A 12,513-nucleotide genomic window follows, 5' to 3' on the forward strand; every position below is an offset into this window, starting at 1 on the left:
CCTCGCCCAAGAATTTCCCGCCTTGGAGATGCCCTGGCACTTCGTCACGGTGCCAGCTCTTCAGCTGACCGCTCGTCACCCCAAGCTCACACGCAAGGCTGGCATATGTGACCCCGTCCTCGGATAAACGGGCCACCGCTTGCTCCTTGTACTCTGGGGTGAACCGTCGTCTCGTTTGCTTCGTCATAAGCATCTCCCGTTCCAAAGGTTAATTTAACCCCTGGTCCGGGATCTCGGGGCAAGGTCACTTGTAGGCATGCCCCATAGCCCGGTCCATTTGCCGAGCGTCTGAGCTACTCATTGTGCCAGACATTCGTTGACTATCGGCCAGAAGGTCGAGTTTTTCTTTATGCTTGAGAAAGCTTTTTCGAAACAGCTCTTCAAGCTGGCTTCTCGAGATGTGCTTTGTGTCTTCCATAAATACCTGTCGGGCAGTGGCGTTAAGCTGTGCGGCAAGAAACCTTGCTTCATCCGGTTCTCGGGTCTTCATACTCATCTTCAGATGAGACAGACCAATCCGTGTTGCAAGGGCCGAAGGAATGCGGCACCGCCAATAGTAGACTGCGCCTCTTCGTGACAGGTTTATCGATATGCCCATTTGCCCACGACCTCTGGTGACCCATATGCGTGTCCCAGTCGTGTGTGCCAAATGGAAAATGTCGCCCCAGCTGGGGTGATAAAGTCAATTAATTGAGCGACTTACAGAAATTTGGCTGGGGAACCTGGATTCGAACCAGGACTAACGGAGTCAGAGTCCGCGGGTCTACCGTTAACCTATTCCCCAAAAGCCAGTCCGGGTCAGGAGGTGATCCTGAGACAGCGAAGCGCTGTGCCCGGTGAGGTGGGAGCGTATATAGCTGGTTTGGCTGCAAACGCAACTCCCGAGATAAAGATTTTTTTGGAAAGGTTACTGCCCTTCGGCGTCGCAGCAAAAGTTTTGCCTTGTCAGCGTAGGTAGCGCTTTGCCGTGGTGGTTCTTGCTGTTACAGTTTGCCCAACGACGAAAGAGCGCGAAGAACCGGCTGGATTCGGATAAGCGAAAGAAGCTGGCGCCGCGCTGAAAGGCATATAAGTGACTCAGTCAGGTCAGGAACCGCCCACCAATGGGCGTCGGGCCCCTGATGTGTCCGCGACTAATCCTGCCGGTAAGGGGCAGGGCAAAGGCAAGCGGCGGAGACGCCGGCGAAACGGGAAGGGACAGGCGAGGCCAACAGCGACCTTTGCAACAGCAGCAGAGCAGCTATTGGACAGCCAGAATCCCGTGCCATTTGCGGATCAGCAGGGAAAAGGCGGTGGCAAGAGCTCCCGCCAGAAGAAACGACTGCGCAATGGCGGCGCTCATGAAGGTGCTCCCGCTGGCCGGGCTGCTGGTGATGCGGCAGCTGCTGTGCGATCTGGATCTTCAGGCGAAACCAACAGTGAAACAGACAATTTAGCTGGCGCCGATCGGATCGATTCGATCTCTGCCAAGGGTCTGAAAGCTGGACGTCGACGCAATCGTCGTCGCCGCAAGAGACTTGCTGGACAAGAGTCTGATCAGGCCAATCCCGTCGCAGCCCATGCCGGGGACCAGATCAAGCCCGCAGGTGTGCGGTCAGCAGATGGGCGCAAGGGCAGGCAGAGCCAAAAGGCAAAGGTCCGCAGGGACGCTGATGTCGGTAGTCACCCGCGTCCTGCGCCGCTGCCGGCGGAGGCTTCTGCGGTTGTTTCTGCAGAAGCGGCTCCTGTTCGTATCCGGCACTCAGCCGGAGCAATCGATCCGCATGAACTCTATGCGGCGCTGGACCTTGGGACGAACAATTGCCGCCTCCTGATCGCACGGCCCGAAGAACGCGGCTTTCGTGTGGTCGACGCCTATTCGCGCATTGTGCGGCTTGGAGAGGGTATCGGCGCCAACCGCCGTCTTGGCAACGATGCGATGGACAGGGCCGTGGATGCTCTTGCCAATTGCCATCGCAAACTGGCCGAACGCGGGGTAATGCGTTCGCGCCTCATTGCGACAGAAGCCTGCCGGGCCGCCGAGAACGGTGTGGAATTCATTGACCGGGTGCGACGGGAAACCGGACTTGCGCTCGAAATCGTTGACCGGGAAACCGAGGCGCGTTTGGCCGTCGCAGGATGTGTCTCGCTGGTAGATCCGAACGCGGAAGGCGTGCTTCTTTTCGATATCGGTGGCGGTTCGTCCGAAATCGTCTGGCTGGACCTTCGTAACCGCTGCGGCGCGCGTGGGTATGCATTGACTCGTTTCATACGCTCGTGGATTTCACTGCCGGTTGGGGTGGTGAACCTTTCCGAACGCCATGGAGGCGTTCATGTGACACCGCAGGTGTTTGAGGAAATGGTTCAGGACGTTGCTGGTCACTTGCAACATTTCAATCTGGCAGATGACCTCAGCCGTGCAATCGCCGAAGGCGAAGTGCATATGCTCGGCACTTCGGGAACCGTGACGACGCTTGCCGGTGTCCATCTGGGACTACGTCGTTATGACAGGCGCCGGGTCGATGGAACGTGGTTAACGGACGATCAGGTCTCATCCATGATTGATCAACTGCGCGATATGTCCTACGAGGAGCGCGTGGAAAACCCCTGTATCGGCGCGGATCGCGCTGATCTGGTGCTGGCCGGCTGCGCGATCCTGGAAGCGATCCGCAGGCGCTGGACATGCTCAAAGCTGCGCGTGGCCGATCGCGGCCTGCGCGAGGGGATCCTTACCGAAATGATGGCAGCCGACGGGGTCTGGAACCGCAAGACCGGTCGATCCCGCAGGGCTGGAAGCCGGAACAGAGGCAGACAATGAGCCGAGAGAAAAAGGGCAGCGGGGACCGTGGCCTGCATGTGCGGGTGAAGACGGCAGCAGGACGACGGGAATCCTCCACGCGCTGGCTGGAGCGCCAACTCAATGATCCGTACGTGCGACGGGCGAAGGCGGACGGCTACCGCTCGCGCGCGGCCTACAAGCTGTTGGAAATCGATGAAAAGCACCGGTTGCTCAAGCCGGGATATCGCGTTGTGGACCTTGGCGCTGCTCCGGGTGGCTGGTGTCAGGTGGCCGTCGATAAGGTGAAATCGACCCAAGACGCTCCCAAGGTGGTGGGTATCGACTACCTCGAAATGGACTTTCTGCCCGGTCTTGCATTCCTGCAGAAGGATTTTCTGGACGACGATGCGCCGGATGCAATCATGGCTGCACTCGGCGGCAAACCGGATGTGGTCTTGTCCGATATGGCTGCGCCGACAACGGGGCATCGTCAGACGGACCATCTCAGGACAACGCATCTCTTCGAGGTCGCCATCGATTTTGCCCAGCAAAATCTTGTGCCCGGTGGGTCATTTCTTGCGAAGGTCTTTCGCGGCGGCACCGAAAACCAGCTCCTTACGGAACTGAAGCGGGATTTCAAGACGGTTGCGCATATCAAACCGCCTGCAAGCCGCAAGGAAAGTCCCGAGCTCTACGTTATTGCGAAGGGATTTCGGGGGATAGACCCCGAAGAGTGAGGGCGGCATTGGCCATGACGACCTGTTGAATATGTGTCAGGCCCTTTTCAATCCGTCACCTGCGTGTTAATGACCCGCGCCAACTTCTCCGGCAACGCCGAAGCGACTCGACTGGATGCAAGACCACCTGGGTCCTGCGTCCCTGCAGCTATTTTTAACAAGGGGAATTGGCAATGGCTTCCTTTTTCGTTCCATCGACCGGTGCCGAAGCTCTGACCTTCGATGACGTCCTGCTGATCCCGGGGCATTCCGAGGTCATGCCGGGGCAGGTGGATCTGCGGTCCCGCGTTACCAAGGAGCTGGAACTGAACCTGCCGATCCTGTCTTCTGCAATGGACACGGTTACTGAAGGGCGTCTCGCCATCGCAATGGCTCAGGCAGGTGGAATTGGCGTCATTCACCGGAACCTCTCGCTTGATCAGCAGGCTGAAGAAGTCCGCCGGGTGAAAAAGTTCGAATCCGGCATGGTTGTGAACCCGCTGGTCATCGGACCCGATGCGACCTTGCAGGACGCTCTGGACCTGATGAAAAATCACGGCATTTCAGGTATCCCGGTCGTTGAGAACGGCGGCAGCGGTGGCCAGCACACCGGTCGTCTGGTCGGTATTTTGACCAACCGCGATGTGCGCTTTGCGTCCAATCCGGATCAGAAGGTCTACGAGCTGATGACCCGCGAGAACCTTGTCACGGTTCGCGACAATGTCAGTCAGGCAGAAGCCAAGCGGCTCTTGCACCAGAACCGGATCGAAAAGCTTCTCGTTGTCGATAATGACCAGAACTGCATTGGCCTCATCACCGTCAAGGACATTGAAAAGGCACAGCTTAATCCGCATGCATCAAAGGATCCTCAGGGACGCCTATTGGCTGCAGCTGCCACAAGCGTTGGCGACGAAGGCTTTGAACGTGCTGAACGCCTGATTGACGCGGGTGTTGACCTTCTAGTGGTGGACACTGCGCATGGGCATTCGGCTCGTGTTCTGGAGATGGTCAGCCGCGTGAAGAAGGCATCCAACTCAACACAGGTTCTCGCTGGTAACGTTGCAACTCCTGAAGCAACCAAGGCATTGATTGACGCTGGTGCTGATGCCGTCAAAGTCGGTATTGGCCCCGGTTCCATCTGTACCACGCGTATCGTGGCTGGCGTTGGTGTTCCCCAGCTCACTGCGATCCTTGAGGCCGTTGCCGAAGCCAGCAAGCAGGACATCCCGGTCGTCGCTGATGGCGGCATCAAGTATTCCGGCGACCTTGCCAAGGCAGTTGCAGCCGGTGCCTCCGTTGTCATGGTTGGCTCGCTTCTGGCGGGTACGGAAGAAAGCCCGGGTGAGGTCTATCTGCATCAGGGACGGTCCTACAAGTCCTATCGCGGCATGGGGTCTGTTGGTGCGATGGCGCGTGGGTCGGCCGACCGCTATTTCCAGGCTGAAGTGCGCGACAGCCTGAAGCTTGTCCCGGAAGGAATTGAAGGTCAGGTGCCTTACAAGGGGCCGCTGTCCAGCGTATTGCATCAGCTTGCTGGTGGTCTGCGCGCGGCAATGGGGTATGTCGGCGGCGCAACCATTCCGGAGTTTCAGGAGCGTGCGCGGTTCGTCCGCATTACCGGTGCCGGTCTTCGCGAGAGCCACGCTCATGACGTGACGATTACGCGTGAAAGCCCGAACTATCCGTCCAATATCTAAGTAACAAGTAACGCGGGGCCGCGGGGCGGCCTTTCGCGAGGAGACATGCATGAAAGACGGTGGACGTCTCGCAGCGGCGATCGAAGTACTCGATGATATCGAAAATCGCCACCGTCCTGCACAAATGGCCCTTAGGGACTGGGGCACTCAGCATCGTTTTGCCGGGTCGGGCGATCGGACGGCCATCGGCAATCTTGTCTTTGACGTTCTTCGTCACAAGGCGAGCCTCAGCGCGCGTCTCGGCACGTCCGATACGCGCCTGCTGGTTCTGGCCGTCTACATGTTTTCCTGGGACCATGGTCTTGGAAAGCTGGACGAAATACTGGGCAGTGATCGTCATTCCCCGGCTGTCTTGACTGATGAGGAGCGGGCCAAGCTGGAAGGATTGGCGTCTGCAGCCATTTCCGATCAGGCGGCTTCTGATGTGCCTGAGTGGATCTGGCCGCTGTTTCTCGAAGTTTTCGGGGAGGACGCCATCGTCGAAGGGCAGGGGCTTGCTGCCCGTGCGCCGGTTGACCTGCGCGCCAACCTGCTGAAATCCGATCGGGCCAAACTGCTGGAGAAACTGTCTCACGTGCAGCCGCAGTCCACCGAGATCGCGGAAACCGGCATTCGCATACTGCCCAAGCCCGGTTCTCTGCGCATGCCGCATGTGCAGGCTGAGGAAGGCTACCGGAAAGGCTGGTTTGAGCTTCAGGATGAAGCAAGCCAGATTGTATCCGTGTTGTCCGGGGCCAAGCCGGGTCTTCAGGTCCTGGATTATTGCGCTGGTGGCGGCGGCAAGACCCTCGCCATGGCTGGCCAGATGCAGAACAAGGGTCAAATCTATGCCTTTGATGCGGATCGGCTAAGGCTGGCTCCCATTCATGAGCGCCTGCAGCGGGCAGGGGCTCGCAATATTCAGGTTCGTGATCCAGCCTCGACAGACCTTGCAGACCTTGAAGGCGCAATGGATCTGGTTTTTGTGGATGCGCCGTGCACCGGGACTGGCGTTTGGCGCCGACGTCCGGATTCCAAGTGGCGTTTGACGGAAAAAGCCTTGCAGGATCGCATTGAAGATCAACGCAATGTGCTTCAGCGGGCCGCCGCCTATGTGAAGCCGGGTGGGCGGCTCGTCTATGTCACCTGCTCGATCCTGCCCACGGAAAACGACAAGCAGATCGATTGGTTCCTGACAGAGCATTCCGATTTCAGTTCGGTTTCCGCTGCAGATGTGTGGGCTCAGTCCTTCCCGGGTCGGAAGGGCCCCAAATACGTCAATGCTCGTGGTGATGTGCTCGTGACGCCTGCTTCAACAGGTACGGACGGCTTTTTCTGCGCGTTGCTCGAAAAAACGGCCTGATTTCAGACGTCAGTTTTCGTCTTTCGATTCTGCGGCGGAGATTTCTGTATCTCCGTCGGCAGATTGCTCTGCAGTCTCATCCGCTTCTCGATCAGCCTCTGCGGCTTTCAAGGCGTCTTCAGCGTCCTTTGCCGCCTTTTGCTTGGCGCGGGAATTCTTCAGAAATTCGTCAATACGCTGCAAGGCATCGTCATCAATCTGCTTGCCTTCAGCTGCAAGTTTCAAGACGTCACGCCCAACAGACCTGAGGCCAAGTGATGTCAGTGCGGTGCCGATTGCGCTGACAACGGCCTTGTTCTTCGGGGCCTGCCGGTATCCTTCACGCGCCAGTGCCAAGGCCTCATCGAGGTTTTTCCGTTTTCTCTGGAGAGTGCTGAGACGCAGGATCAGGTCAACGTCCTTTGGTGCGCGGGTGCGGGCCTTTTCATAGGCGTAATAGGCCTTGTCATGGTCGCCGTCGAATTGATAGGCGTCGCCCAGTATCCGGAAACCCGCCGGGTTTGATGCATCCAGTTCACAGGCGCGTTTTGCCAGCGCTACAGCTTCCTTCGCACGGTTGGATTTGGTCAGGAGGTCAGCCAAGCCAAGTAGGGCTGGGACATAGCGTTGGTCAAGGCTCAGTGCTTTTCTGAAGGCGGCGACAGCGGCCGATGACTGTTTGTCCCGTGCGCGCGTTTCAGCATAAAGCGTCAGGGCTTCAACGCTTTCCGGCATGAGCTGCAAAAGATGTTCTGCCGGATCGCGGGCCTCGTCTGCCTTGCCCAGTTTCATCCGCACACAGCCAAGCCCGAAAAGCGCATTGTGGTTGTCCGGAGAAGATTGCAGTACCTGTTGGAAATTCGCCTCGGCATTGTCCAGGTCGCCAAGAAGAAGCTGGCAATTCCCGAGATTGGCCCGTGCCGCCAAATGATCGGGAGCAATGAACACGATGCGCCTGAACTGGGACGCTGCCTCATCCAGATGCCCGTTGCGCAGCATGGAGGTTGCCGCTCGATACGAAATGTCCAGATTTTCCGGGTCGAGCTCCAGAGCTGTGAGATAGGCGGTCAGGGCAACATCCGACTTGCCCTCTTTTTCGAGGGCTTGCGCCTTGTCGAAATGTGAGCGCGCTTCGGGGTTCATGAACTGCTCCTACTCGACACGGGCACCGCTCTTGGAAGCGGATGCCGGGAGAGCGCGAATCGCGATCGTAGATTGCCTCATCCCACCAACAATCTACGGAGCTTTCGGCAAAAGGTACAAGGGCAGGGCGGCCAGATGGCAAGAGAGTTGTGGGTAGCGGGCGTATTGGCGCAGCGGCGATGGCCAGCCGCGCGGGCATTGGCTATGTCCAATGCGAAAAAACGGGTTCAAATTCTTCTGCGAAAGATATAGAAGCTCGCCATGACAGACCGCATTCTCATCATCGACTTCGGCTCCCAGGTTACACAGCTCATTGCGCGGCGCTTGCGCGAACTGAATGTGTACTGCGAGATTCACCCGTTCCAGAAAGTCACCGACGCGTTTTTGACGGATTATGCGCCCAAGGCGATCATCCTGTCGGGCGGTCCGGCTTCGGTCATTGATGATGGATCTCCTCGTCCTCCCTATTCCATTTTCGAAAAGGGCATTCCTGTTCTTGGCATTTGCTACGGCCAGCAGGTCATGATGCACATGCTGGGCGGCAAAGTGGAACGCGGTCACAAGACGGCCGAGTTTGGCCGCGCCTATGTGAGCCCCGCCGTACACGACCTGCCTCTGCTTGATGGATGGTTCTCTGAAGGTCGGGAACAGGTCTGGATGAGCCATGGCGATCACGTCAGTGCCATTGCTCCGGGCTTTGAGGTCTACGGAACTTCGCCCAACGCTCCCTTTGCGATAACGGCAGATGTCGAGCGGAACTTCTTTGCGGTTCAGTTCCATCCGGAAGTTCACCACACGCCGAACGGACGGAAGCTCTACGAGAACTTCATCGACATGGCCGGTTGCAAGCGCGACTGGACAATGGGCGCCTATCGTGAGGAAGCCATTGCCAAGATCCGTGAACAGGTTGGTGACAAGAAGGTTATCTGCGGACTGTCCGGTGGCGTCGACAGTTCAGTTGCCGCGGTCCTCATTCACGAAGCTATCGGGGATCAGCTGACCTGCGTTTTCGTGGATCATGGTCTTCTTCGTCTCGGCGAAGCGCAGGAAGTGGTGACCATGTTCCGTGATCACTACAACATGCAGCTGATCCATGCCGACGAACAGGAGCTGTTCCTTGGTGCGCTCGAAGGGTTGTCCGATCCCGAGGAAAAACGCAAGACAATCGGCCGCCTGTTTATTGACGTGTTCCAGAAACACGCAAACGACATTGATGGCGCGGAATTTCTTGCGCAGGGAACACTTTATCCCGATGTGATCGAGAGCGTGAGCTTCTCTGGTGGTCCGTCCGTCACGATCAAGTCCCACCACAACGTGGGTGGCTTGCCGGAAAAAATGGGCCTGAAACTGGTCGAGCCTCTGCGTGAACTCTTCAAGGACGAAGTTCGCCGCCTTGGTGAGGAACTGGGTCTGCCGAAACATTTCATCGGCCGTCATCCGTTCCCGGGACCGGGCCTTGCGATCCGCTGCCCCGGTGAAATCACCCGCGAGAAGCTTGATATTCTGCGTCAGGCTGATGCGGTCTATATCGACCAGATCCGCAAGCACGGCCTCTATGATGATATCTGGCAGGCATTTGTCGCGATCCTTCCTGTTCGCACGGTCGGGGTCATGGGCGATGGCCGGACTTACGATTATGCCTGTGCGCTTCGTGCGGTGACGTCCGTCGACGGCATGACGGCTGACTATTATCCGTTCAGTCACGAGTTCCTCGGTGAAACCGCGACGCGCATCATCAATGAAGTGCGTGGCATCAATCGGGTGACCTACGACATCACCTCCAAGCCTCCGGGAACCATCGAGTGGGAATAAGTCCCATTTGACTAAAGGCCGTGCGACATGCGGGGCGCGCGGCTGGAGGATATCGTTCTATTGGGATTATTGAGTGAAAAAGCTCATCATTGATGTTTTGGCGAAGTTTGACATCGGGCTTACCCGCAAGTCCAAGCTTGATCATTTCGAAGCCAACAAGAAGTCGATTACCGATATCCGCTTTTTGAAAGCTGTGTGCGAGGCGCATCGCTCAAGATGCATTGATCTGCTCGAACGATCACAAGCCGAATTTCGCCAGGACCTCTTTGTGCTGTCTCAGCTGAATTTCCGGGAAAGCGGCTATTTCGTAGAGTTCGGAGCCACAAACGGCGTCGATTTTTCCAACACGCATCTTCTGGAAAAAGAATTCGGCTGGACGGGCATTCTGGCCGAGCCAGCACGTTCCTGGAGCACTGCTCTGGAACAGAACCGCACGGCCAAGATTGATACGCGCTGTGTTTGGAAGGAAAGCGGTGCGAAGCTTGCCTTTCGCGAGGCTCTGGTCGGCGAGCTATCAACCATGGAACATCTGGCGGACAAGGACCGGCATTCTCACGCGCGCCGGTTTGGCGGGACGACTTACGACGTTGAGACAGTATCTCTTAACGACCTTTTGAGGGATCACAACGCGCCACGTGAGATCGACTACCTTTCACTCGACACCGAAGGGTCCGAGCTAGATATCCTCAATGCCTTCGATTTTTCCAAGTACGACATTCGCCTGATCACGTGTGAGCATAATTTCACGGAAAACAGGGAACGCATTCACAATCTTCTGGCCTCCAAGGGATACCGCCGGGTATTTGAAACCCTCGAGATCGTGGATGACTGGTATATTCATCAATCAGCGACCAGCTGAACCTCCAATCCGCAACCCTTTCAAACCTCGGTGCTTCGATCTGTTGTGACTTAACGTCAAACGGTGCTCGATATCACGGTCATTCTCGTTAAGGTTGTTTCTGCTTGGCAGATTCGGATCGGTGAGCCGCTATGCCTTTTTTGCGATGACCTCATGTCGAAGGAGACCTGCATGGCGGACAGCAGCCGACCGGAAAAAACCATCGACAATATAGAGACGAGCCGGAACACCGCTTCACAGTTGAGCTGGTATGAACAACGTCTCGACTATTTTGCGACTTGCGGTCTGTCACCTGACCGGTTCGTGGACACGTTTCCAGTGTTTTCGCCCCGACAGCGGGTGACGCGGTTTCTTGAAACCCTGCGCTACTGGGAACTGATCGAGGATATTCCGGGAGACATTTTCGAGTGCGGTGTCGCCGGTGGTGAGTTCCTCATGGCAATGGCGCATTTCTCGTCGATCTATGAGCCGCATCACTACACGCGCAAGATTGTTGGCTTCGATACGTTCGAGGGCTTTACCCCGCCATCCGAGCAGGACATGAGCTCCGGTGCAAAACACATGAAGGCGGGCGGACTGGCTTATGACAGCCATGCCTATCTACAAGCTGCCATCGGGTTCTATGACCAGAACCGGATGATCGGCAACATTCCGAAGGTCTTTCTGGAGAAGGGCGACATCAGCCAGACGCTGCCTGCCTATCTGGAACGCAATCCGGCGACGGTCATCGGCCTCCTTCACATGGACCTTGACCTCTACAAGCCAACACTGGATGTGCTGAGGGCTGTTCGAAAACGTATGGCCAAAGGCTCGATCATCATCTTCGACGAGCTGAATCATGCGGACTATCCGGGCGAAACCCTTGCTGTGATGGAAGCGATCGGGCTGGAGACGATTGAGCTCCGCCGCGTGAAGGAAGCATCGATGGCCGCCTATGTGAGGCTTTAGAAGAAGGAGTTTCGCGAATGGAAATCCGTTCTTTTTCCGATCAGGAAGCTTTGCACGACCTGCAGGCGCTTGTGTTCTCCATGATGGACGCAGAGGACCACAAGGTCTTTTCAGAAAGATTGATGGCAGCTCAGTCCGGCGGGCGAAATGCAGCGGCCGAAATACAGGATGCGATTATCGCGTCTGACCGGTTCAAGGAGCTTGTCCAGCACGAAGGCTGGGTGTCCATGGCTGCTGAAAGCCTGCAAATTGAGCCCGATCAGGTCAAAATCGTCTTTCCACATTTTCGGGTCGACTTGCCGGATACGTTCAAGGAAGACAAGACGAAGATGCTTTTGCCGTGGCATCAGGAACTGGATTACTGGTTGCCTAAAGGGGACTGCTCGGTCGAAAGCATTGTTCTCTCTACCTATCTCCACGATACGGCACCTGAAAACGGGGCGCTGGTTCTCTCCGCCGAGGCTGAAACGGAACCGATGCCCCATGCGTCGAGATATATGGATGAGGAGAACAAGCGTTTTTTCCGGGTGGAATGTCCGGAGCCTGAGGAAGTCGTTTATGGAGAGACGCGCTTCGGCGACACGGTTGTTTTCGACTTTCTGCGACGTCACAGATCCGGCATCAACAGTTCCAGTCTCGTTCGGCTGACCTTTCTCCTGAGAGCTTCCGACCGTCGCCTGATCTGACGATTGCAGGTGCATTTCTCTTTCCACATGTGACGGAGACGGGTTAGAAACTTCGTTTCGCTGTTTCGGGGAGCAGGTCGCGATGCGTTGCTCGTTCCCGAAAAGCGCGGTGAACGGAGAGATTTGCGCCATGCATGTGCGGATATTTGAAGAACGGGATACGGATGCGGTTGTTGGCCTTTGGCAGGCTTGCGGGTTGACCCGACCGTGGAATAATCCGCATCTCGATATCCAGCGCAAGGTGTCCTTTCAGCCGGATTTGTTCTTTGTGGGGGAGCTGGGCGGCGCAGTGATTTCATCTGCCATGTTCGGATACGACGGACACCGGGGTTGGCTGAATTATTTCGCGGTTCATCCAGACCATCAGGGCAAGGGATATTCCAAGATCCTCCTGGAGCACGGAAAAACTGCACTTCTCGCCCTTGGATGTCCCAAGATCAACTTTCAGGTCCGCTCGGACAATCACAAGGCCATCGCCTACTACCTTGCAAATGGCTATACGCAGGATGATGCGTTGAGTTATGGCAAACGGTTGATTGTGGATGGGCCAAAGGGATAGTCACATGCCAAATT

General features: G+C 56.7%; 12 protein-coding genes and 1 tRNA gene. 9 read left to right on the plus strand and 4 right to left on the minus strand.

What is annotated here, in order from left to right; genetic code table 11:
• The 3 genes from F0155_RS24120 to F0155_RS17325 all read right to left on the minus strand — a co-directional run.
• Positions 1–193 (minus strand): transposase (locus F0155_RS24120; protein ID WP_425299983.1); only part of this gene is annotated, 193 nt, incomplete at its 3' end.
• Positions 194–244: 51 nt separating this feature from the next.
• Positions 245–598, minus strand: a complete 354-nt coding sequence (locus tag F0155_RS17320; protein WP_342212483.1) for a DUF6538 domain-containing protein — start codon at positions 596–598, stop codon at positions 245–247.
• A gap of 112 nt (positions 599–710) precedes the next feature.
• A tRNA-Gln gene (locus F0155_RS17325) sits at positions 711–784 on the minus strand.
• A gap of 477 nt (positions 785–1,261) precedes the next feature.
• Here F0155_RS17325 and F0155_RS17330 point away from each other — a divergent pair.
• From F0155_RS17330 to F0155_RS17345, 4 genes are all read left to right on the plus strand, one after another.
• A complete protein-coding gene (locus F0155_RS17330) occupies positions 1,262–2,797 on the plus strand; it encodes a Ppx/GppA phosphatase family protein (RefSeq protein ID WP_425299984.1) in 1,536 nt (511 codons plus the stop codon).
• The gene (locus F0155_RS17335) at positions 2,794–3,495 is read left to right on the plus strand and encodes an RlmE family RNA methyltransferase (protein ID WP_150525812.1); all 702 of its coding nucleotides are present in this window, start codon (positions 2,794–2,796) and stop codon (positions 3,493–3,495) included. The genes F0155_RS17330 and F0155_RS17335 overlap by 4 nt, the downstream gene beginning before the upstream one ends.
• 173 nt (positions 3,496–3,668) lie before the next feature.
• Complete coding sequence (guaB, locus tag F0155_RS17340) at positions 3,669–5,171, plus strand: IMP dehydrogenase (protein WP_150525813.1); 1,503 nt, start codon at positions 3,669–3,671, stop codon at positions 5,169–5,171.
• A gap of 49 nt (positions 5,172–5,220) precedes the next feature.
• Positions 5,221–6,513 (plus strand): RsmB/NOP family class I SAM-dependent RNA methyltransferase, encoded by a 1,293-nt coding sequence (locus F0155_RS17345; protein ID WP_150525814.1) that lies wholly within the window; start codon positions 5,221–5,223, stop codon positions 6,511–6,513.
• Between the two features lie 9 nt (positions 6,514–6,522).
• Here F0155_RS17345 and F0155_RS17350 read toward each other — a convergent pair whose 3' ends face one another.
• Positions 6,523–7,635 carry a tetratricopeptide repeat protein gene (locus F0155_RS17350; RefSeq protein WP_150525815.1) on the minus strand — a complete coding sequence of 371 codons (1,113 nt, stop codon included), beginning with the start codon at positions 7,633–7,635 and terminating at the stop codon, positions 6,523–6,525.
• A 261-nt stretch (positions 7,636–7,896) separates the two neighbouring features.
• On the opposite strand from F0155_RS17350, the gene guaA reads away from it, so the two are divergent.
• The 5 genes from guaA to F0155_RS17375 all read left to right on the plus strand — a co-directional run bounded on the left by guaA (position 7,897) and on the right by F0155_RS17375 (position 12,499).
• Positions 7,897–9,447 (plus strand): glutamine-hydrolyzing GMP synthase, encoded by a 1,551-nt coding sequence (guaA, locus tag F0155_RS17355; protein ID WP_150525816.1) that lies wholly within the window; start codon positions 7,897–7,899, stop codon positions 9,445–9,447.
• 73 nt (positions 9,448–9,520) lie between these two features.
• Positions 9,521–10,306 (plus strand): FkbM family methyltransferase, encoded by a 786-nt coding sequence (locus F0155_RS17360; protein ID WP_150525817.1) that lies wholly within the window; start codon positions 9,521–9,523, stop codon positions 10,304–10,306.
• A gap of 171 nt (positions 10,307–10,477) precedes the next feature.
• Positions 10,478–11,254 (plus strand): TylF/MycF/NovP-related O-methyltransferase, encoded by a 777-nt coding sequence (locus F0155_RS17365; RefSeq protein ID WP_161599829.1) that lies wholly within the window; start codon positions 10,478–10,480, stop codon positions 11,252–11,254.
• Between the two features lie 17 nt (positions 11,255–11,271).
• Complete coding sequence (locus F0155_RS17370; RefSeq protein ID WP_150525819.1) at positions 11,272–11,940, plus strand: phytanoyl-CoA dioxygenase family protein; 669 nt, start codon at positions 11,272–11,274, stop codon at positions 11,938–11,940.
• A gap of 82 nt (positions 11,941–12,022) precedes the next feature.
• On the plus strand, positions 12,023–12,499 hold the full coding sequence (locus F0155_RS17375; protein ID WP_208999338.1) for a GNAT family acetyltransferase: 477 nt from the start codon (positions 12,023–12,025) through the stop codon (positions 12,497–12,499).
• Positions 12,500–12,513 lie beyond the last annotated feature (14 nt).

Source organism: Roseibium sediminis (assembly GCF_008711325.1).
In the GTDB taxonomy this organism is placed as follows: Bacteria; Pseudomonadota; Alphaproteobacteria; order Rhizobiales; family Stappiaceae; genus Roseibium; species Roseibium sediminis.